The organism is Enterobacter sp. 22452 (genome assembly GCF_052045065.1).
In the GTDB taxonomy this organism is placed as follows: domain Bacteria; phylum Pseudomonadota; class Gammaproteobacteria; order Enterobacterales; family Enterobacteriaceae; genus Enterobacter; species Enterobacter mori.
In genome coordinates this window covers 330,350-353,030 of the sequence record NZ_JBQEOB010000005.1, presented here as the reverse complement: position 1 = coordinate 353,030, position 22,681 = coordinate 330,350, and the positions used below count along the sequence as shown (strand labels likewise).

The following is a 22,681-nucleotide window of genomic DNA, read 5'->3' as shown; positions in this document are numbered from 1 at the left end:
CAGGGGATTTCTTTAATCTTGCTTCAGATATACCCCTGCAAAAATCTGAAAATGTGCCAGAAATATCCTTATTCTCTTTGCTGATATTTACACTATTTACTTTTTGAAATAAGTTGCTCGTTTTTTAACAGTCAAGTTTGAAAACGGACTTTAAGCGGAGAGTAAAGAGTGTTAGGGAAAACATCAGCATGCGCGCTGTTGGCGGCCATCCTGTTACTGGCGCCAGGGATCGCACTCGCCGCCCCGTTGTCACCGGCCGACCGTAATACCATCCAGCAGCAACAGCAGCAGCTGCTGGATGAGAGCCAGCGTCAGCGTGAATCGCTGGAGCGCAGCGTGGTGGTACCGCGTCCCGTTCAGCCCGACAGTACCGCGACTCCACAAGGCCCCTGTTTTGTTATCTCGCGCATCGAACTGACGGGTGCCAACCTTCTGTCTCCGTTAGCTAAAGAACGGCTGGTTGCGCCGTGGCTGAATCAGTGCCTTGATATTGCTGGCTTAAATACCCTGACTAACGCCGTGTCTGACTGGTACATCAGCCGGGGTTATATCACCAGCCGCGCGTTTTTAACCGAGCAGGATCTCTCCGGCGGCGTACTCCATCTTGCCGTGCTGGAAGGAAAGCTTCAGCACATTCGCCTCGAAGGTGTGCCGGACCGCACATTGAAAATGACCTTCCCCGGGCTTGAGGGGAAGATCCTTAACCTGCGCGATATCGAACAGGGCATGGAACAACTCAACCGGGTACGTCAGCGGCCCGTTGAGATTGAAATTTTGCCCGGCGACAGGCAGGGCTACTCGGTGGTTAATCTGACCGCCACGCCAGAGTTCCCCCTTAGCGGCTCCGTCAGTTTTGATAACAGCGGGCAAAAGAGCACCGGGACCGGGCAGCTTACTGGCGCGTTGTACGGCAATAACCTGCTGGGTCTGGCGGATAAGTGGTTTATCAGCGGCGGGCGCAGCAGTGATTTTTCCAACAGCAAGGATGCTCAAAATTTTGCAGCAGGCGTCAGCATCCCTTACGGCTACGGACTGCTGGACTACAGCTACAGCTGGAGCAACTACCTCAGTACTATCGATAATAACGGCTACCTCTGGCGGTCGACGGGGGATACCGAAACGCACCGTCTGACGGGCTCGTGGGTACTGTTCCGCAATGGCGATATCAAAACCGGCGTGTCGGCGGGCATCACTCATCGCATCAACCGGAACTATCTCGATGATGTTTTGCTGGCCACCAGCAGCCGCAAACTTTCCAGTGTTTCATTGGGCATTAACCACACGCAAAAAATCGCTTCGGGCGTGGCGACCCTGAACCCAACCTTTACGCAGGGCGTGCCGTGGTTGGGTGCAGAAGACGATAACGACAAACAGGGTGATGTGGCAAAAGCCGAATTCCGCAAATGGAGCCTGAACGGCAGCTTTCAGCGTCCCGTGGCGGACAAACTCTGGTGGCTCACCAGCGTCTATTTCCAGTGGTCGCCGGACAGGTTGTACGGCAGTGAGCGTCTGACGCTGGGCGGCGAAACGTCCGTTCGGGGCTTTAAGGAGCAGTACATCTCCGGGGATAACGGCGGCTACTGGCGAAACGAGCTGAACTGGTCGCTCTTTACGCTGCCGTGGGTCGGCGATGTTGGCGTACTTGCCGCAATTGACGGCGGCTGGCTGAAGAAGGACGGCCAGGATCGTTACGCCTCCGGCACGCTGTGGGGAACCGCGTTGGGGCTTACCGCGACGAATCGCGGTTACTCCAGCCAGTTTACCGTCGGCACACCGGTGGACTATCCGGACTGGCTGGCACCGGATCACCTCGTGATTTATTACCGTTTTTCAGTGGCTTTTTAAGGGACAGGGATGATGGAAAAGGATCAGGTTCGTTTTTCACAGCGTGCGCTTAGCGCGTTACTGAGCGTATTGCTGGCAACCCAGCCGCTGCTGCCTGCGGTGGCCGCCACGATCTCCCCGTCCGGAAATACGCAGATGGATAAGGCGGCCAACGGTGTTCCGGTCGTGAACATTGCCACGCCGAATCAGTCCGGTATTTCCCATAATAAATACCACGATTACAACGTCGGCAAAGAAGGGCTGATCCTGAATAACGCCACGGGACAGCTGAACCAGACCCAGCTTGGCGGGATTATCCAAAACAACCCCAACCTGAAAGCCGGGCAGGAAGCCAAAGGGATCATCAACGAAGTCACCGGTGCGAACCGCTCACATTTACAGGGCTACACCGAAGTGGCGGGCAAGGCGGCAAACGTTATTGTGGCGAACCCCTACGGTATCACCTGTAACGGCTGCGGATTTATTAATACGCCGAATGCGACGCTCACCACGGGGAAACCGGTGCTCGACGCCAGCGGGAAGCTGCAATCGCTTGATGTGACTAAAGGTGCGGTCACCATTGAGGGCGCCGGGCTGGATGGCAGCCAGAGTGATGCCGTATCGATTATTTCCCGCGCGACCGAGATCAATGCCCAACTGCATGCGAAAGAGGTACGTGTGGTCGCCGGGGCGAACCGCGTCGCAGCAGACGGCAGCGTCAGCGCGTTGAAAGGGGAAGGTGACGCGCCGAAGGTGGCGGTAGACACGGGTGCGCTGGGCGGGATGTACGCCAACCGTATTCGTCTGGTGTCCAGCGAAACAGGCCTGGGGGTAAACCTAGGGGATCTTAACGCGCGTCAGGGCGATATTACGCTCAGCAGCGCGGGGAAAGTGGTGCTGAAAAACACGCTTGCCAGCGGTAGCACCCGCGTTTCTGCGAAAGAGGTGACGTTAACCGGCGACCATAAAGCAGGGGATAACCTTACTGTCTCCGGGCAGAGCGCCCTGACGCTCGACCAGGCCCATATCGCCGCCGAGAAAAATCTTCAGTTAGCGACCAACGGTACCCTCACGCAAAGCGGCGGCGCGTTCACTGCGGGAACCGACACCACGTTGACGGCAAACGCCCTCACCCAGAGTGCGGATGCCCAGGCGGGTGCCGGTCGTAACCTTGCCGTGAACGTGGCAGAAAACGCGGCGCTTAAGGGGAAAAACATCGCCGGGCAGGATGCCACGGTTAACGCGAAAACGCTGGAAACCGGGACGCAGCTGACCGCATCACGCCATATTTCGCTGGAGGCGTCGCAGCGTGCCGCGCTTAACGGCTCTGTCGTCGCGGGTCAGCAACTGTCGGTGAAAGGCGGTGAGCTGACGCAGCGCGGAAGCGTAAGCGCCTCAGCTATCACGCTCAGCGGTCAGACGCTGACTCAGGAGAGCAGCAGCAGAACCAGTGCCAGCGGGAATATCGCGCTCTCCACGTCCGGGAACACCCTGCTGAAAGGCAGTACCACGGCCGGAAAATCTCTTGCCATAAACACGGGGAACCTGAACAACAGCGGTGCGCTTTCCGCGGGGATGGATGCCTCGTTGAAGACCGGGACATTCAGCAATACCGGCACCGTTCAGGGCAACAGCCTGAACGTTTCAGGGACCGACATCACCAGTTCGGGCACCCTGAAAAGCGCCTCCACACTGGGTATCAACGCTCGCAACGCCACGCTGTCCGGTGACACCGGTGCGAAAGGCAAAACGACCGTTATCGCGAGCGGTAAGCTGGATAACAGCGGCGCGCTCGTCAGCGATGACACGCTGACGCTGAAGGCTGCGCAGGTGACAAACAGCGGCACGCTTTCCGGTGCCAGAGGGCTTGCTGGCTCAGCAGACGCGTTCATCACCACCGAAAAGTCTGTAATCCACAGTGATGGCGATCTGGCGCTGAACAATACGGCTACCACTCTTGCAGGCGAAACCAGCGCGGGCGGCTCCGTGAGCGTTCGGGGTCACAGCCTGACGACCACGGCAACGGCACAGACGCAGGGTAACAGCGTCAGCGTGGACGTACGGAATGCGCAGCTTGATGGGACGCAGGCTGCGAAAGATGGGCTTATCCTGACAGCCACTGACGCTCTCAGTCACGGGGGAAAATCTTCAGCGTCAGCCCTGAAGATTGAAACCACGAATCTCAATAACAGGGGGACGCTGACGGCGTCTTCGCTCGCCATCAGCAGCCCTGCAGTCATTAACAGTGGTTTGATCCACGCGGGGCAGACGCTGTCACTGGTTACCCGTCTGCTGGATAACCGCAGCAGCGGCGTGCTGTACAGCCCGGCGGCACTCACCCTTTCAGTTGATGAGGTGAAAAACAGCGGCATTATCACCAGCGATGCCGGGCTCTCCCTCTCCGGTTCGCGCCTGTCCAACAGCGGTGAGCTGAGTGGCGCGTCACTCCTGGTTGATTACGACACGCTGAATAACAGCGCGGGAGGCCTGCTGCTGGCGAAGGGGGAAAACCGCATCACGGCACAATCGGTGTCCAGTGCAGGCAGTATCGTGGGGAACACGCTGACGCTGAATGCCGATCGCCTCGACAGTCGCGGTCTCTTGCAGGGTGATACCGCGTTATCCGTGACCGCCGGAATGCTGGATTTAGTAGCAGGCTCGCGCACGCTTACGGGCGGGAACCTCACCTTTTCAGGCACCACGCTGACTACCGCAGGCCAGCTGCAGGGGCAGAATGTCAGTCTCCGCGGGCGCGACTGGAATAACAGCGGAAGTTCGCTGGCAACCGGCTCCTTTAATGCCTCCACCACCGGGACATTCAGCAATACCGGTGAACTGATGAGCCAGGGCGACATCACGCTGAATGCGGGCAATACCGTTAACAACGGCAATCTGTTATCGGCAGGCACGCTCTCGCTCGCGGGGAATACGCTGCGCAACAGCGGAACGGTTCAGGGAAACCGTGTTACCGCGCATCAGGACAGTATCACTAACAGCGGCACGCTCACCGGGATCGCTGCGCTGACGCTGGCTGCTCGTCTGGAGATGGCTGCACCGCTCCTCTCGCTGGTGAATGAAGCATCGGGATCGCTGCTGACGGCGGGCGAGTTGGCGGTGACGGCCGGTGACCTCAGTAACGCCGGGCAATGGCAGGGTAAACGGGTACTTATTCATGCGCAGGCGCTTACGAACGGCGGTGCGATCCAGGCGGCAGATGTACTGGATGCGCAGATCGTCAGCAATCTTATCAGTACGACGGGCAGCAAAATCACCTCAAACGGAGAACTGGCGCTCTCAGCACTGACGCTTGCAAACAGCGGGCAGTGGATAGCCAAGGATCTGACGCTGAAGGCGAATACGCTGACAAACAGCGGTGAAATCACCGGGGTTGATGCGCTTTCCGCCTCGCTGAACCAGACGCTGAACAACCAGCGCGGCGGGAAATTACTCACGGCTGGCGTCCTGTCGATGAATGCCGGTAACGCGACGAACGCCGGACAGATTCAGGGTAAAACGACCGCAATCACAGCCGGGCAACTGATCAACAGCGGACGGCTTCAGGGTGAAGCGCTGACGCTGGATGTTTCCGGGGCGCTGAACAATACCGCTGGTGGCGTTCTGTTGAGCCAGAACGCGCTGAAGGCGTCGTCCGCCACGCTGAGTAATCAGGGGACGGTGCAGGGCGGCGGTGAATCCACGGTGAAAGCCACCACCCGTTTACAGAATGACGGCAAAATTCTCTCCGGTGGGAAGCTCACGCTGGCCACGCCAGAGCTGACAAACGGTAGCGGCGGCCTGGTTCAGGCCGTCACGCTGCTGCTGGATGTGGTGAACGCCGTGAATGGCGGAAATGTCCTGGCGACGGGCAGCGCTGAGCTGCGTGGCAGCTCCCTCGATAACCGCGGCACGCTGCAGGGTGCGGATTTGGGGGTGAAATACCGGAACACCACCAACAGCGGCACGGTGCTGGGTACTGCCTCGCTGACGGTAGCGGGTGACGCTCTCACCGATACCGTCAGCGGTAAACTCTACAGTGGGGGCAATCTGCTGCTCGATGTCGCCAACTTCAGCGGTCATGGTCAGGTGGTTTCCCTGGGCGACGCGACGCTGAAGCTGGTCAATGCGCTCGTGAACACCGGTACGCTGGCCGCAGGTAAAACGCTGTCGGTCTCCTCGCAAAACGCCATCACCAACAGCGGCGTGATCCAGGGCAATGCCATCGCCCTCAGCGCGGGGGGAGCATTTACGAACAGCGGTGCGCTCACCACCGGTAACGGCAGCAGCACGTTCAGCGCGCAGAGCCTGCTGCTGAATGCGTCCGGCTCGCTTCAGGCGGGCGGAGACGTGCAGCTTACCTCGCGGGAAAATATCACCATTAACGGCTTCACCGGTACCGCGGGCAGCCTGACGATGACGGCAGCAGGTACGCTGCTTAATTCAGCGCTGATTTATGCGGGCAATAATCTCTCCCTGTTTGCTGCACGCATTCACAATATTTACGGCGACATTCTTGCTGATAACAATCTGTGGATGCAGAGGAATGCAGTCGGTGAGGGAAATGAAGAAGTGATTAACCGCTCCGGTACGATTGAGACCACACGCGGCGATATCACCGTGAATACCCGCCATTTGCTCAATGAAGCCGATGGGCTGACTGTCAGCCAGTCAGAACGGGAATACCCAGATGCCATTCCTGCCGCAGATGAACACTACATCAGTTATGACCTCAACGGCAGACCTTCGGATTTTGTCCTCTTGCTTGAAGACTGGAAAAACGATGGCAGTAAGGTTGTTTTTGACAGGTATGAGCGTTGCGCCGGAAGTGGTGCAAACGGCAGTGGACAGTGCAGTGACAGGATTGATTACCGCCTTACAGGGGAAGATATCCGGCAATTCCTGCTGAGTGAGTCCGTTGTGTCCGTATCGGCCACCGGCAGTTCCGCCCGAATGGCTGCCGGACGCGACATCATAATCAATGCAGGGACGCTGGATAACCGTGCTAGCCATATTCTTGCGGGACGTAACGCCGTTCTTACGGGAGGGACACTGAATAACCTCTCTGCCGAAGGTGGACGTCGCGTTACCTACGTTCAGGCTGAATATCGTTGTGAGTGGTTTTATCAGGACTGCAACGACAGCAAGTGGCAACCTCTGACGCACTATGCAGACGGAAGTTGGGGCTGGTTTGATGAGGACTATGGCTGGTATGGCTGGGTGCCTTATCTCCTCGGTGAACGAACGACAGAATTTGTGGCCGATGGCGGAGTATACCGCTCGGTTATCAGTGCTGGCGGTAACGTCAGTGCGAACTTTAAGAGTGACATCAGCAATACCAACGTCACTGCAAACGCGGGGGGATTCAATAACACTATTCATGCCCCAACGCTGAATACACTTACGCCTGAAGCTATCGGTGAGGGGTTGAACAGTGAGTCATTGACTCCAGGTAGCAGCACAAACATGAGTGCCCCCGATCTTCTGGATAATCTCACCGACGCCCTGAAAGACATCTCCGGCGGTTCATCCCTTTCCGATCGGAACGGCAGCAGCGGTAACTATCCGCTGCCGTCCGGTGATAACGGTTACTTCGTACCATCTACCGACCCCGATAGCCCGTATCTGATAACGGTGAACCCCAAGCTTGATGGCCTCGGGAAGGTGGATAACAGCCTGTTTGATGGACTCTATGGCATGCTCGGCATCAAGCCTGGCGATGCACCGCGTGAGACCAACAGTGCCTACACCGATCGGAACCAGTTCCTCGGCTCGGCGTACTTCCTCGACCGTCTGGGCCTGAACCCGGATCGCGATTACCGTTTCCTCGGCGACGCGGCATTCGATACCCGTTACGTCAGCAACGCCATTCTGAACCAGACCGGCAGCCGGTATATCAACGGCATCGGTTCCGATCTCGACCAGATGCGCTATCTGATGGACAGCGCAGCCACACAGCAGCAGGCGCTGGGCCTGAAATTCGGCGTGGCGCTGACGGTAGCGCAGGTTGCCGCGCTTGACCACAGCCTGCTGTGGTGGGAAGCGGCGACCATTAACGGCCAGACGGTGATGGTCCCGAAAGTTTATCTGTCACCGAAGGATGTCACCGTTCACAGCGGCAGCGTGATTAGCGGTAATAACGTGCAGCTGGCGGGCGGCAACGTCACCAACAGCGGCAGCATCATTACGGCGCAGAATGCCCTGTCCATCGACAGCAGCAACAGCATCAGCAACCTCAACGCCGGGCTCATCAGCGCGGGCGGCGGGCTGAACCTGAGCGCGCTGGGGGATATCAACAACATCGGCTCCGCCATCAGCGGTAAAACCGTCGGGCTTGAGAGCGTTTCCGGCAGCATCAACAATGTCACGCGTACCCAGAAGTGGAATGTTGATGCGGGGAACGTGCATTTTGGCGGTACGGATGTGGGCACGACGGCGTCCATCACCGCGACAGAAGGGCTGGCGATGCGCGCCGGACAGGATATCAACGTGACGGGCGCAAACGTGTCGGCAGGCGGTAGCCTGGGCATGGCGGCAGGGAACGATATCAACATCACCGCCAACGAGATGGCGACGAGTGAGGGACGTTCCGGCCGTAACCGCACGACAACGGAGACGGCGTCGGCCACGCATCAGGGCAGCACCCTGACCGCAGGCGGCGACCTCACCCTGCAGGCGGGTAACGACGTGAATGCCCGTGCGGCGGCGATGGCGGCAGAAGGGGATGTGGGCATTCAGGCCGGACGCGACGTGAACCTGCTGGCAGAATCCACCACCACGCGCAGCAGCAGCCAGGGCGGTAAGAAAACCGTTATCGATGAGTCCGTACGTCAGCAGGGAACGGCAATCGCCAGCGGCGGCAACACGGTCATTCTTGCCGGGCGGGACGTGACCGCACAGGCGGCAGAGGTGACCGCGCAGGGTGATATCGGCGTGGCGGCAGGTCGCGACGTGAGCCTGACCACGGCGACGGAGAGTGACTACCACTTTAAGGAAGAGACCAAAACCAAAAAAGGGTTCCTCAGCAAGAAGACCACCCACACCATTGAGGAAGACAGCGCGACGAGGGAGAAAGGCTCGCTGCTGAGCGGCGACAACGTGACGGTGTCGGCGGGGAACAACCTGCGGGTGTCAGGCTCGGCGGTGGCGGGTGACGGAGACGTTGCGCTGTCGGCGGGCAACAATGTGGATATCGTGGCGGCCACCAACACCGACACCTCCTGGCGCTTTAAGGAGACCAAAAAGTCCGGTCTGATGGGTACGGGCGGTATCGGCTTCACCATCGGCAGCAGCAAAACCACCCACGACCTGCGGGAACAGGGCACGACGCAGAGTGAAAGCTTCAGCACGGTCGGCTCGACGGGCGGCAGCGTCAGCATTACGGCGGGCAAACAGGCGCATATTGGCGGGGCGGATATCATCGCGCAGAAGGATATCAGCCTGACCGGCGACAGCGTGGTGATTGAGCCGGGGCATGACAAGCGTACCCGCGATGAGACGTTCGAGCAGAAGAGCAGCGGTCTGACGGTGGCGCTGTCGGGGGCGGCGGGGAGCGCGGTGAATAATGCTGTTACCACGGCACAGAGCGCGAAGCAGAGCAGCGACTCGCGCCTTGCCGCACTTCAGGGCACGCAGGCGGCGCTTTCCGGCGTGCAGGCCGGACAGGCCGTGGCGCTGGACCAGGCGAAGGGCGACTCTGACAAACGCAATAACAACACCATCGGCGTCAGCGCGTCGATTGGCTCACAGTCGTCCAAATCCTCATCGCATATGGAGAGCGAGACGACGACAGGCAGCACCCTGAGCGCGGGCAATAACGTCACGATAAAAGCCACCGGAAGCGATATCACCGTGGCGGGGAGCCAGATTAAGGCCGGGAAAGACGTTACGCTTGACGCAGCGCGGGACGTCAACCTGATAGCCTCGCAGGACACGCAGCAGACAACGGGTAAAAACAGCAGCAGCGGCGGCAGCCTTGGCGTCGGGGTGGGTGTCGGCTCCGGCGGTGCGGGCATCAGCATCTCGGCGAATGCGAACAGCAGCAAAGGGCATGAGAAGGGCAACGGCACCTGGCAGAACGAGACCACGGTGGATGCGGGTAACCGCGTGACCATCAACACCGGGCGCGACGCGACAATCGCCGGTGCGCAGGTGAGCGGCGAAACCATGGTGGCAGATATCGGACGCGACCTGACGATTGCCAGCACCCAGGACAGCGATCACTACAACAGCAAGCAGAACAGTGTCAGCGGCGGCGTGGGGTACACCTTTGGTGCAGGCACGGCTTCGGGCAGCATCAACGTCAGTCGCGATAAAATGACCAGCGACTACGACTCGGTTCAGGAGCAGAGCGGGATATTTGCCGGTAAAGGCGGTTTTGACGTGACGGTGGGCAACCATACGCAGCTCGACGGCGGGGTGATTGCCTCCACGGCGACGGCAGATAAGAACCGCCTCGATACCGAAACACTGGGCTTCAGCGATATCCATAACCAGGCGGACTTTAAGACGGAGCACCAGGGCGCTGGCATCAGTTCCGGCGGCAGCATCGGCGGGCAGTTTGCCGGGAATATGGCGAACGCTCTGCTGGCCGGAGGCGGTAACAGCGGTCACGCGGAAGGGACGACGCAGGCGGCGGTGAGCGAGGGGACGCTCATCATCCGCGATAAGGAGAACCAGAAGCAGGATGTGGCGGACCTGAGCCGCGATGCGGAGCACGCGAACGGCAGCATCAGCCCGATATTTGACAAGGAGAAGGAGCAGCAGCGCCTGCAGGAAGTGCAGCTGATTGGTGAGATTGGCTCGCAGGCGGTAGATATTGCGAACACGTATGGCGAGACAGAAGGGCTGAAGGCGGCGCGGGATGCGCTGGCGAAAGAGGGCGTGACTGAGCCGGGAGCGGATGCCAGCGACGCACTGAAAAAGGCCTATCAGGATGCCCTGCGCGGGACCGATGCGTACAAAACCACGACGGCGAAATACGGCACGGGCAGTGACCTGCAGCGGGGTATCCAGGCGGCGACGGCCGCGCTTCAGGGGCTGGCGGGAAGTGACCTGACTGCAGCACTGGCGGGGGCATCGGCGCCGGAGCTGGCGTATCGTATTGGTCACGGTATGGGGATCGATGACAATACGGCAGCGAAAACCATTGCGCATGCGATACTGGGTGGCGCGGTTGCGGCACTGCAGGGGAACAGCGCGGCAGCGGGTGCGGCCGGAGCGGCGACCGGTGAGCTTGCGGCGAAGGCGATAGCGGGTATGCTGTATCCGGGTAAAGCGGTCAGCGACCTGAGTGAGGAGCAGAAGCAGACGGTTAGTGTACTGGCGACGATATCGGCCGGGATGGCCGGAGGGCTGGCGGGAGACAGTACGGCGTCGGCGATGACGGGGGCGCAGGGCGGGAAGAATGCTGCGGAGAATAACTATCTGAGTGTGTCGGAAAAGACAGAGCTTGAGCTGGCGAAGCTTAAACTCAACAGCAAAGACCCGGCAGAACGTGAGAAAGCTCAGCGAACAATTAATGAGCTGCGTGAAAAAGATATCGCCAGTGACCAGAAAGTCATTGATGCCTGTGGTAATGGTAATGCTGGCAGTGCGGCCTGTGCCGGAGCAAGACTTGAGGTTATCGCAGCTAAAGGTGAATACGAAAACACCGGCAACTACAACTCGAAAGCCAGCCAGCAGTACGGAGATGCTTACAGTCAGATAGTGAACCTGCTGAATATCACCAGTGTTGATGCACAAAATCAGCAGCAGGTGAAAGACGCTCTTACGCAGTATGCAATGGATGTGCTGGGAGTTGATCGTCAGACCGCCCAAGGTTATGTCGAAACAAAGCAAGGAATGGATATCATCGTTGCTTCGGTGACTCCGGTGTTGGGTTCAGCAGCAGCAAAACAACTCAGTAAAGTCGTTGATGCTAATCTCAAGGTGGTTGCGAAGGGTAATGTTGATGGGGCTAAATTCTCTGATACTAACCAGGGAGCAAGACCTTCCAATCTAGCTGATGTAAATAAACCAACGCTGATTGACGGGCGAATTCAGGCTAAAATAGACAAGCAAAATAAGCCCCTTCCTAATGGGAATATGGCTACAGCTCATGCTGAGGTGGGTGTTATCCAGCAAGCTTTTGAAAAGGGTATGTCTCAAGGTCGTGATATGACGATGAGCGTATCTAAAGAGCCTGTGTGTGGTTATTGTCGTGGGGACATAGCAGCTATGGCCGATAAAGCGGGATTGAAATCATTAACTATCTTTGAAGAGGCTACAGGGTCTGTCCTCTACTGGCAGCCTGGAATGAAATCTCTGAAGGTCAGGGAGTAATATGAATTTCAAAATGAGTTGGACGCAGGATGGAAACGGCGGGAATAAACGGATCTCAAGCTGGAGCGAAATATTAACCCAGTTGGAGCAACTTCATGGAAGAGAAGGTACCCTTACGCTTGATATTCTAACCAGTGTGGATACAGATGCAGAAATGCTACAGGTCAGAACTGAAAGTGGCTATTATCTAATAACATTGGGTGAGATATTTGAAGATGATTATCAGATAAGAACTCACTGGAATCCTTCTAAATCTGATGCCAGTATTATGATACTTGGTGATAGTTGGCCTGAACGTCAGCTTATAAAAGACTTTGATCTTGTTGCTAGGATCTTTAAAGAGTTCTTCGAGACTGGCAACGTATCAACTGATCTTTTGAATTGATTGAGGAAATCCCGCTCTGAGTCGGCGGGATTTGAGGTTGAGAATAACTCGCTGGCACTGGTTGCCAGAGGCTGCGCGGTTGCAGCGCCGTGCCGGACGAAGATTGCAGAGAAGTTGCTGGAAATCGGGGTCAAGGGCGGTATTACCGGCTCCGTGGCGAAAACGCTTGCCGACAAACTGACTGCTGATGAACTGGATCACCTTGTTACCCTGGAAATGATGGGTAATGATGAGATCACCAGTAAGTATCTCAGCTCGCTTCAGGATAAGTATGGTTCCGGGAGTGCTTCGAATCCGAATATCGGCAAGGATCTGACGGATGGTGAGAAAGCTGAACTGGGCGGTGCGGGTTCAGGCATGCCGAGCGGCTGGGAGCCGCAGGATGAGGAGAATGCTCGGAACAATGAAGCCCATAGTTCAACGAATGGGGAAAATTTAAATTCTGAATTAGTCGGCAAAGAAATTGCGGGAGGGCATGCTTTTGAGAAACACGTCCTTCAGCAAGGAGAGTTTACTGGCTTGGGTATAAGAACAAGGGCTCAGTTTGCACAACACATTGAAAATGTTGTTAAGAATCCTACGTCTATCAAAGAGTTGAGTAATGGTCGTTCGGCTTATTGGGATCAATCTACAGGTACTGTTGTAATTCGTAATCCGAAAGCATCTGATGGCGGAACGGCTTTTAGACCGGTAAACGGTAGGGCATACTTTGATAATTTGAGGTGATGAATGGACGTAATATCTGTTGCAGGTAAACAAGCTCAATTAACTATTGGTGAGAATGAGCTATTAATCCTGAATTCAGCTTTGAATGAGATTTGTAATGGTATCTCTGTTCCTGAGTTTGGAACCAGAATAGGGGCTTCTAAAGAAGAAGTCTGTACATTACTTAATGAAATAGGCCGTATTTTAGACAATATGATCGCTTAAAAAGGATCCCGGCTACCGGGCCGGGATCCTTTTATCCGTCAGCCAACCGGCTCGATCACTAGTCTTCCTTGTTCCATGCTGACCGTGGCCGGCGTGTCGGTGCTGAATCACGCCTCTGCCAGAAAGTTGCCGTTCAGGCGCAGGGCCAGAGCGAAAGTTTCAGTGCTTTGTTCTCGACGGGCGATAACTTCAGTCTTGCTGCGGGCAAACAGGCGCATATCGGCGGGGCGGATGGGTTTACTAAAACACGTTCTAACGGGGAGACGTTGTATTACAACCGAACAACAAATACTTTTGCTGTTAAAACGACAGATGGAGTTCCTAAGACAATGTTTAAGCCGGACCCTGCTGATTATGGATACAAATCGAACCTGGACTAGTTTAATGCACAATAATGAATTTTATGTATGTCGAGTATGTGGCACTGAACAGTTAGATCCTCCTTGGGGGGAAGATGGTCAAATACCAAGTTATGACATATGTGACTGTTGTGGTGTTGAGTTTGGGTATGAAGATATGAATTTGGAGTCGATCAAACGCTACAGACAAAAATGGCTCGACAGTGGTGCTAACTGGTTCAGAAAGAAAAATAAACCAGAAAATTGGTCCTTAGATATGCAGTTACAAAATATTTCTGAACGGTATCGTTGAGTGAATGATTCCGGCCGTCGAGTCGGGAACGTTCTATCAGGCTTTACTCAGAATCCCCGTTTCTGCGCTTGAACACTGCAAATTTTCGGCGTTTAACGGTAGTAGATATTGCAGGAAGCAGGGGGGAACGAATTAGGCCTGAACTAAGTACGAAAGAGCGGAAAGCGTAAGCAAGTAGAAGGATATTCTCCTTCATTATTTTATCTCAAGGAAAGAAAATGAAAGTTACAAAATTCACAGCAACTACTTTACTATTCGTTGTAGCGCTAACGGGGTGTGCCAGCAAAATAAAACCTGAAAAAGTAACCTCTTCAAATGGTAGTTCGATTGATATTATGGCTGTGTCAGCACAGGCAGACCTTAATAATAATCGTATCGCAGATAATTCACTACGCGTAGTTACCCCGACTCATAACGCTGTAGGAAAAGGGCTGGCCGTTTTGTCTGTGTTAACCGGAAATATAAATTCCAGCAGTTTTGATAAAGAAAATTATAAAGGGGAAATCATCGAGTCGATCAAAAACCCTACTGATACCTATCTCGCTGAAGCTGCAAAGAAAACTATCAGTAAATGGATGGACTCCCAATCCAACGGGTATGTTTATAAAGAGCAACTCTATATTGGCCATGCTACCTGGGCATTGATCTTTAAAGATGCTACGGCAACCACTCCCGTTTATCAGCTGAAATATAAGGTGCTTTTCTATAAAAAACCTGAGGGTGGGAATATGTTTTCTGCTTATACTGTAGCTGAATGTTCCCCAACTCCTGTGGAAGCGAATCTGTCATAATGGGAACGTGAGAATTATAAGAAGGTGACTGTTGAAACCCAGAAGTATATGGATGCCTGTATCCTTGAGTTAAATAATCAACTCCCGCGCTTGCTTAAAAAGTAGCATCTATATTAAGTTATCCAATCCCGGTTTTAACACCGGGATTTTATTTTTTAAACGTTATTTACCCTCGATTTATCACCGGCACATCCCCCAGATAATTCAACGCTCCCGGAAACGTCTTTAACCACTGAGCCACTTTCTTTTTATTAATATTCACCACACTCATACCTTCAAGACATCCCCATAACTCACGCGTATGTTGCGGCGTAATAACAATACAATCCTTCATCACCCGGGTTTTGACTGGCATGCCGTTGATAAAACCTGCATTAGCGAGCCATTTGCCGCTAAGGGGAAGGTATCGACAGTCCACCCGTGAATAAAGCTCACAACAGGCTGAACTGTCTTCCTGCGTTTCCGCACGGGGATGAATGGGGGCAGCATCAGTCCGGTTCCCGTGCAAACGGCGAATATCATTTTTGCATATTAGATCGCGGACTAAATAAAATTCAGTAGATGATAAAAAGTTAATTATGGAGAATTCGAGGCAGCTTCAGGAAATTTATTCGTCTACCGTTGCCTTACTCGATACCAATGACGGCTATTTCGTACTGTCTATCCTTACGGCGCTCCCTAATCACCGGTAACTGATTGAAATAGCAAAAAATAGAGTAAAAATCGAGACAAATCCCTACGTAAAATTACCAGGTTAAACGCGTATTCATCCTAATAGTTTGCCCTTTCGGGACTGCATATGATTCGCCTCACTGACTGTGTTTTCCTGGCATCGGCGAACGAGGGTTCGACGAGCGGAATAATTTTTCAACGGAGTGTAGATGAATATGAAAGCGATTTTTGTAGCCCTGCCGATCGCGATAATCTCGATGACCGTTATGGCGGCAAATACTGAAGAAGGCTATTACGCTTCTGCAAAATACCTGCAGATTGAACAGCGTGCGAAAGAGATGGATACCAGCGCGCGCCCGGGTGTCGGGCAGTTCGTCGGCGGTAAAGAAAAAGAGCATTTTGGCGGCGCGGCGATTGCTGCGGGCTATCAGTTTGGTAACGGTTGGCGCACCGAAGGTGAGTACACCTTTAAGCAGAAAACGGAATACACCAGCGGTTCCAGCACGTTCGCCAACAGCTATAACTACCTGCAGACTGAAACCGAGCGTCTGATGCTTAACGTGTATCGCGATTATGAGCTGGGTTACGGTGTTTCCGTGTACGGTACCGCAGGGGTGGGTGTGAGTAAGATCAAAGCGGGCGGCTGGCAGGGTAATGCAGGTCGTGAATATGCGTCTACCACCCAAAGCAATTTGACCTACGCGTTAGGTGCAGGCGTCAGCTATATGCCGGTTGAGCGTCTGTATGTTGATTTGGGCTACCGTTATATCGATATGGGTAAGATCGAAAGCGGATATAACAACTTTACCAACGCGCGTGGCTTAAAAGATGAGCAAATGAAAGCGCACATTGTTTCTAATGAATTTACCCTTGGCATGCGCTATGTCTTTTAACCTGTTGATATTGTCACTGCTTTAAAAACAGGGCCAACGCCGCGTTGATGCGGGGTTGGCTTTTTTGTGCTTAGTTGGCGTCTCGACGTTATCTTATCGCCACGCCAAAATTGATAAACAAAAAAGCCACTCGCTAGAGTGGCTTTTTTATATGATTCTACAGCTAAAATTTGGTGGCCCCTGCTGGACTTGAACCAGCGACCAAGCGATTATGAGTCGCCTGCTCTAACCACTGAGCTAAGGGGCCGTGGCGGTGAATTATAAAGTAACTCCCCGCAGCAATCCAGCCATTCACTCCTGCCTGCTGTTTTTATAAACAATGCATAATCAATCCTTTATACTTCCATAACGACGTATCAGTGGGAGTAAAGATGATTAACGACATTCTGGCCCCTGGCCTGCGGGTAGTATTTTGCGGTATCAACCCGGGGAAATCCTCGGCGCACACCGGTTTTCACTTCGCTCATCCGGGAAATCGCTTCTGGAAGGTGATCTATCAGGCAGGTTTTACCGACAGGCTACTCAAGCCAGAAGAGGAGCAACACCTGCTGGATACGCGCTGTGGGATCACCATGCTGGTCGAGCGTCCTACGGTGCAGGCAACCGAGGTCAATCTGCATGAACTACGCAGCGGCGGGCGGGAACTGGTCAAGAAAATAGAGGATTATCAGCCCGCTGCGCTGGCTATCCTCGGCAAGCAGGCTTACGAGCAGGCATTTAGCCAGCGAGGCGCGCAGTGGGGTAAACAGAGCATTAGCATCGGCGTAACGCAGGTGTGGGTGCTGCCAAACCCAAGCGGGTTAAACAGGGCAACGCTGGATAAGCTGGTTGAAGCCTATCGCGAACTGGATGAGGCGCTGATGGTGCGCGGGCTGTAGCTGCCGGAGCCAGAGGCTCCGGCAGCACTGTCAGAACTCGAAGCGTGCGCCCATGTTGTAGCGGCGTCCTTCCAGCAGGGAAGACTGGTTATAGGACGTTTTGTAGATCGGGTTCACGTCGAACAGGTTGTAGACCCCCGCCATCAGCGTGATGCGCTTGTTGAGATGGTAGCGTGCGCCTAAATCAACCAGCGCATAGGCCTCTGTGGATGTCGATTTCCCGGTGTTCGGCGTGTTGCTGCGCCAGCTGGCTTTGGTCCACAGCTCAAGATCGTTAAGCGCGTTCCACGTCAGGGAGAGGTTTGCCATGCTGCTCGGGAATTCGTTCAGCGCTTCACCCTTGTACTGACCGCTCTTTTGCTCGCTATGAGTATAGGTGTAGTTCGCGTTAGCCTTCAGCGCGGGCGTGACCTGCCAGTCACCGTTCAGCTCCAGACCATAAATTTCCGCGTCGCTGACGTTGAAGTACTGGGAGACCTCTTCCGCTTCATAGCCGTTGTACACACACTTCTGCGTAGCCGTTGCGGTACAGATGGTGTAGTCACTGATCTTGTCTTTAAATTTGGTGAAGAACACGGTGGCATCCAATGCCAGCGCGTCCTCTTGCCAGTAGACGCCCAGTTCGGTGTTGACGCTTTGCTCCGGCTTCAGGTCGTTGTTACCGATGCCAATATAGGAATAAGGATACGAACCGTAAACGCTGGTGAAGCCTTCGTTGTTCTGGCGCAGATCCGGTTTTTTATAGCCCGCAGAGACGCCACCTTTCAGCGCCCAGCTTTCATCAATCGTCCAGTTACCGTAGAGTTTTGGCGTCACGTGGTAGCCAAAATAGCTGTCGTGATCGAGACGTGCTGAGGCAGTGAGGGTGAAGTCAGGCACCATCATCCAGGCGTCTTCGGCGAAGACCGCCCAGCCGTTACGCGTGATTTTGCTGACTGGCGTGACGCCCGGCACTTCTTTGTCTGCAATACCGAAGGTGTCGTTCAGCTCGTTGCGGGTGAAGTTAATCCCCAGCGTTAGCTTGTGATCGCCAAGCGTAAAGGTGTTCGCGCTATTGGCCTCGTAGTTACGCTGTTTGATGAACTGCGAGCTCATCCCCGGAACGCGATATTCGGTTTCGGCGTTCTCGTAGCTGACGAAGTTCTTCGCTTCCAGCAAATCGTCACCGTACCAGGCGTGCTGAGAAAGCGACGCCGCATCGCGGTCAAAATCCCATTCCCAGGCTTTATCGTTGTGTGATTTTTCCTGATGCCCTTTAACGACATTTAAATCCCAAAGTTGGGTGTCGGTCGGCGACATGTTGATGGTCGCGTCCAGATTTCCGGCCTGGTGCTTTACAAAGCGCTCATCGTTCTGGCTGTCGTCATCGCGACGGTCCAGATAATCCGCCGCCACGCTCACCCCGAGTTTGCCGGGAATAATCGGCCCCATCAGAAAAGCGTTGGTCTGGTTGGTGTTGCCGTACTCGCTCTTCTCCTGCAGGAAGTAGTTATCTTCCAGTACGCCGGTCCATGCATCCAGGTTGTAGCCTTTTTTGGTGATGACGTTCACCACGCCGCCAATGGAGTCAGAGCCATACAGGGAGGACATCGGCCCACGGATCACCTCAATGCGCTCGATAGCGGCAAGCGGAGGCAAAAAGGCCGCTTCGGTGCCGATGTGGTGCCCGTAAGGGCGGGATTCGCGGGTGCCCTGTTTGATGCCGTTCACCATGTAAGAGGTATAGGTCGAGTCCATGCCGCGCATCTGCACATCACCCGTTGCCAGGCTTCCGTTACCGTTGCCCACTAATACACCGGGCATCTCACGAAGCGCCTCGGTGACGTTCTGGTTCGACCGGGTGTTAAGCTCTTTTTCACCGACGACAGAGATGGTGGCCGGTGCTTCGCGGCGTTCCTGCGCGAAACCGGTGGCGGTGACGACAAGCTGATCTTCATCTGCCGGGGTAGCTTCCTCGGCGAAAACTGCCGCAGGAAGGGTGGCGAGGGCGAGCGACATCGCCAGCGCCGTTCGTGTCTGGTTCATCACGTCGCACTCCTCAGAATGGGGTTAAATCGAGTTTGAGCACATAGTCAGCCTTGTTGGCCTTTTCATCCTGTTTCACGCTGACGAACAGCGTTTTGTTGTCAGGGGAAAGCACCATGCTGTTTGGCATCGCCGCGGTTGTGACGGTGTGTTTCAGGCTGTAGGTGTTGGCATCGATAACGCTTATCTGACGGGCATTGCGATGGGTAACATACACTTCATCGCGCGCAGGGTTGTAGACCGCGGCAATAGAGTTCGGTGTTGGAACGCGATGAACAATTTTGCCGGAGTCAAGCTGGACAACCAGCACGTCACGGGTGTTGGTATCCGCAATAAAACCAACGCCTTTGGCGGTGTTCAACGCGATGTTCAGGAAGTAGTGTTTAGGTTCAGCGGGGTCAATCTTCACGCGGGAGAGAACCTGAGAGGTTTTGCCATCCAGGGTAATGAGCTCGCCTTTGCCGGTCACAGCGTAAACTTTATCGCCTGCTTCATCGACCGCAAAACCGACCGGATCCATCTGTTTGTGGGTCAGCAGCAACGTCTGTTTTTGCGTGTCGACGACCCACAGCACGCCTTTGCCTTCGCTGCCGATGCCGGAGACATACAGGCGGTGGTGTTTCTTATCAAGAACCACTTCGCGGACGTGTGCTTTATTCTCAGCGTCCGTAAGCTGGAGGGTTTTCACTTCTTTGTTGGTGCGGGTATCCAACAGTGTCACTGAGCCATCAAGCGCGTTGCCTAACCACAGGATATGATTGGCATCATCCAGTGAAACCGCAAACGGGCGGCGCTGGGTAGTAATGCGCTCATTAACGTTTAGTGAATCGACCGCAAGCTGGAACACTTCACCGGCGGTTTTGTCTTTCTCGAAAGAGGGGGCAGAGGCCGCGTAGACTGCCTTTTGTCCAGCGTCATAAGCCAGTTCGTAAACGCCGTGACCCAGCGGCTGAGAGGTAAACTGATCTTCCGTGAAGTCCTTTGCCAAAACAGAACCCGCGTGAAGTGACAGGGAAATCGCGAGCGCACAGAGGGACCGATTTTTTAATGTTTTGAAATTCATGTAATTTTTCTTTACAGTAGTTTACGAAAAGAAAAATGATAATGAAAATAAATATCATTTACAATTGCATATGTAAGCGGTCACCCCTACTAATTTTTGTACTCTCGGTAGAAAATCCCAAAAAAAAACTCCCCGCAGGGAGTTTTTGCTGTCAGGACAGATTAGTCGTCCAGGAAGCTACGCAGCACTTCAGAGCGGCTTGGATGACGCAGCTTACGCAGCGCCTTCGCCTCGATCTGACGGATACGTTCGCGGGTAACGTCGAACTGTTTACCCACTTCTTCCAGCGTGTGGTCGGTATTCATATCGATACCGAAACGCATACGCAGTACTTTTGCTTCACGGGCGGTCAGGCCAGCCAGGACGTCGTGCGTGGCAGCACGCAGGCTCTCGGTGGTGGCAGAGTCCAGCGGCAGCTCGAGGGTGGTATCCTCGATGAAATCACCCAGATGCGAATCTTCATCATCACCGATTGGTGTTTCCATGGAGATTGGCTCTTTGGCGATCTTCAGCACTTTACGGATCTTGTCTTCCGGCATCAGCATGCGTTCAGCCAGCTCTTCCGGCGTCGGCTCGCGGCCCATCTCTTGCAGCATCTGGCGGGAGATACGGTTGAGCTTGTTGATGGTCTCAATCATATGCACCGGAATACGGATGGTGCGCGCCTGGTCTGCGATAGAGCGGGTGATCGCCTGACGGATCCACCATGTCGCATAGGTAGAGAACTTGTAACCACGACGGTATTCAAACTTATCTACCGCTTTCATCAGACCGATGTTGCCTTCCTGAATCAGATCCAGGAACTGCAGACCACGGTTGGTGTATTTCTTGGCGATAGAGATAACCAGACGCAAGTTCGCTTCAACCATCTCTTTCTTCGCACGGCGAGCTTTCGCTTCGCCGATGGACATACGACGGTTAATGTCTTTTACCTGCTCAATGGTCAGGCCAGTTTCTTCTTCGATCTGCTGAAGTTTCATCAGGCCGCGCTGCACATCGTCTTTCACATCATGCAGTTTTTCTGACCACGGTTTGTTCATCGCGATAGCCGCGTTGAACCAGGTCTCGCTGGTTTCGTTGCCGGTGAAGAGGGTAATGAAGTTCTTCTTCGGCATTTTGCACTGTTCAACGCACAGCTTCATGATGATACGTTCCTGGGTACGCACGCGATCCATCATGACGCGCATGCTGTTCACCAGGTAATCGAACTGTTTTGGCACCAGGCGGAACTGTTTGAACACTTCAGACAGCTTCAGGATCTCTTCCTGAGCGGCAGCATGGCTGCGGCCTTTCGCTTTGATGGTGTCACGCGTGACTTCGTACTGGGTACGCAGCTCACCGAACTTCTCACGTGCCAGCTCAGGGTCGATGCTGTTGTCGTCGTCGCTGTCGTCTTCTTCTTCCTCATCTTCGTCTTCGTCGTCATCCATCTCTTCCTGAGACAGTTCTGAACCGACGTGAGTGGCGGTAGGCGCCATATCTTCTTCAGCGTTCGGATCGACAAAGCCGGTGATCAGATCGGACAGGCGAGCTTCTTCAGCTTCAACGCGATCGTACTGTTCCAGCAGATAGGTGATGGCTTCCGGGTATTCAGCAACAGAACACTGAACCTGGTTGATCCCGTCTTCGATGCGTTTAGCGATGTCAATTTCGCCTTCGCGGGTCAACAGTTCAACGGTACCCATTTCGCGCATGTACATGCGGACCGGGTCAGTGGTACGCCCGATTTCAGATTCCACGCTGGACAGTACCTGTGCAGCAGCTTCTTCCGCATCTTCGTCAGTGTTGTTGGAGGTTTCAGCCAGCAACAGATCATCGGCATCCGGTGCTTCTTCCATCACCTGAATACCCATGTCATTGATCATTTGGATGATGTCTTCGATTTGATCTGAATCGACGATATCTTCCGGCAGATGGTCATTGACCTCGGCATAGGTCAGATAGCCTTGCTCCTTACCGCGTTGGACAAGAAGTTTCAGCTGTGACTGCGGGTTTTGCTCCATAAGACGGTATCCACACTTATTTCGTTTGATTGGTGTCGGCGATGGGGCTGCCAACCTTTAAAGCGAGGGCGTACTTATATTTTTGCCGCTGCCTCTCAGTGCGGCTGCCGGGGGCTTCCCGATCGATATTCGGCACTTAAGCCGTTAAATACTTCATCCTTCACGTTGTCTCTGCGTTAGCTGCGTTCTCTCATCCTGGTCATGTACTTATGTACACTCCCAGGAATTCGTTCGCTTGCTGCCTTGATA

The 22,681-nt window shown here is 54.5% G+C and carries 11 protein-coding genes, 1 tRNA gene and 2 pseudogenes; 9 read left to right on the top strand and 5 right to left on the bottom strand.

Features of this window, described 5'->3' with window-relative positions:
* The first annotated feature begins 195 nt into the window (after window positions 1-195).
* The 7 genes and pseudogenes from ACTJJA_RS16720 to ACTJJA_RS16690 all read left to right on the top strand — a co-directional run bounded on the left by ACTJJA_RS16720 (window position 196) and on the right by ACTJJA_RS16690 (window position 14,898).
* Window positions 196-1,845 carry a ShlB/FhaC/HecB family hemolysin secretion/activation protein gene (locus ACTJJA_RS16720; protein WP_440668784.1) on the top strand — a complete coding sequence of 550 codons (1,650 nt, stop codon included), beginning with the start codon at window positions 196-198 and terminating at the stop codon, window positions 1,843-1,845.
* A gap of 9 nt (window positions 1,846-1,854) precedes the next feature.
* Window positions 1,855-12,141, top strand: coding sequence for a hemagglutinin repeat-containing protein (locus ACTJJA_RS16715; RefSeq protein WP_440668718.1), 10,287 nt, complete (start codon window positions 1,855-1,857; stop codon window positions 12,139-12,141).
* A gap of 1 nt (window position 12,142) precedes the next feature.
* Complete coding sequence (locus ACTJJA_RS16710; RefSeq protein ID WP_440668717.1) at window positions 12,143-12,526, top strand: DUF6911 family protein; 384 nt, start codon at window positions 12,143-12,145, stop codon at window positions 12,524-12,526.
* 36 nt (window positions 12,527-12,562) lie between these two features.
* Window positions 12,563-13,252, top strand: a pseudogene (locus ACTJJA_RS16705) (hypothetical protein); the annotation flags it as partial.
* Window positions 13,253-13,255: 3 nt separating this feature from the next.
* Window positions 13,256-13,456, top strand: coding sequence for a hypothetical protein (locus ACTJJA_RS16700; RefSeq protein ID WP_072207571.1), 201 nt, complete (start codon window positions 13,256-13,258; stop codon window positions 13,454-13,456).
* Window positions 13,457-13,840: 384 nt separating this feature from the next.
* Entirely contained in the window at window positions 13,841-14,107 is a 267-nt protein-coding gene (locus ACTJJA_RS16695) for a hypothetical protein (protein WP_440668716.1), read from the top strand.
* A 218-nt stretch (window positions 14,108-14,325) separates the two neighbouring features.
* Entirely contained in the window at window positions 14,326-14,898 is a 573-nt protein-coding gene (locus tag ACTJJA_RS16690; protein ID WP_440668715.1) for a hypothetical protein, read from the top strand.
* Between the two features lie 166 nt (window positions 14,899-15,064).
* Here ACTJJA_RS16690 and ACTJJA_RS16685 read toward each other — a convergent pair.
* Window positions 15,065-15,439 (bottom strand): annotated as a pseudogene (locus ACTJJA_RS16685) (SymE family type I addiction module toxin); the annotation flags it as partial.
* A 340-nt stretch (window positions 15,440-15,779) separates the two neighbouring features.
* On the opposite strand from ACTJJA_RS16685, the gene ACTJJA_RS16680 reads away from it, so the two are divergent.
* Entirely contained in the window at window positions 15,780-16,463 is a 684-nt protein-coding gene (locus ACTJJA_RS16680; RefSeq protein ID WP_440668714.1) for an outer membrane protein, read from the top strand.
* A gap of 171 nt (window positions 16,464-16,634) precedes the next feature.
* On the opposite strand, the gene ACTJJA_RS16675 is transcribed toward ACTJJA_RS16680, so the two are convergent.
* Window positions 16,635-16,710, bottom strand: a tRNA-Ile gene (locus tag ACTJJA_RS16675).
* A gap of 124 nt (window positions 16,711-16,834) precedes the next feature.
* Here ACTJJA_RS16675 and mug point away from each other — a divergent pair.
* On the top strand, window positions 16,835-17,341 hold the full coding sequence (gene mug / locus ACTJJA_RS16670) for a G/U mismatch-specific DNA glycosylase (RefSeq protein ID WP_100166453.1): 507 nt from the start codon (window positions 16,835-16,837) through the stop codon (window positions 17,339-17,341).
* Between the two features lie 30 nt (window positions 17,342-17,371).
* Here mug and ACTJJA_RS16665 read toward each other — a convergent pair whose 3' ends face one another.
* From ACTJJA_RS16665 to rpoD, 3 genes are all read right to left on the bottom strand, one after another.
* Window positions 17,372-19,369: a TonB-dependent receptor domain-containing protein gene (locus tag ACTJJA_RS16665; RefSeq protein WP_440668713.1), complete on the bottom strand. Its 1,998-nt coding sequence runs from the start codon at window positions 19,367-19,369 to the stop codon at window positions 17,372-17,374.
* 10 nt (window positions 19,370-19,379) lie between these two features.
* Window positions 19,380-20,429: a 7-bladed beta-propeller protein YncE gene (yncE, locus tag ACTJJA_RS16660; protein WP_440668712.1), complete on the bottom strand. Its 1,050-nt coding sequence runs from the start codon at window positions 20,427-20,429 to the stop codon at window positions 19,380-19,382.
* A 161-nt stretch (window positions 20,430-20,590) separates the two neighbouring features.
* Window positions 20,591-22,462, bottom strand: coding sequence for an RNA polymerase sigma factor RpoD (gene rpoD, locus ACTJJA_RS16655; protein ID WP_260662717.1), 1,872 nt, complete (start codon window positions 22,460-22,462; stop codon window positions 20,591-20,593).
* Window positions 22,463-22,681 lie beyond the last annotated feature (219 nt).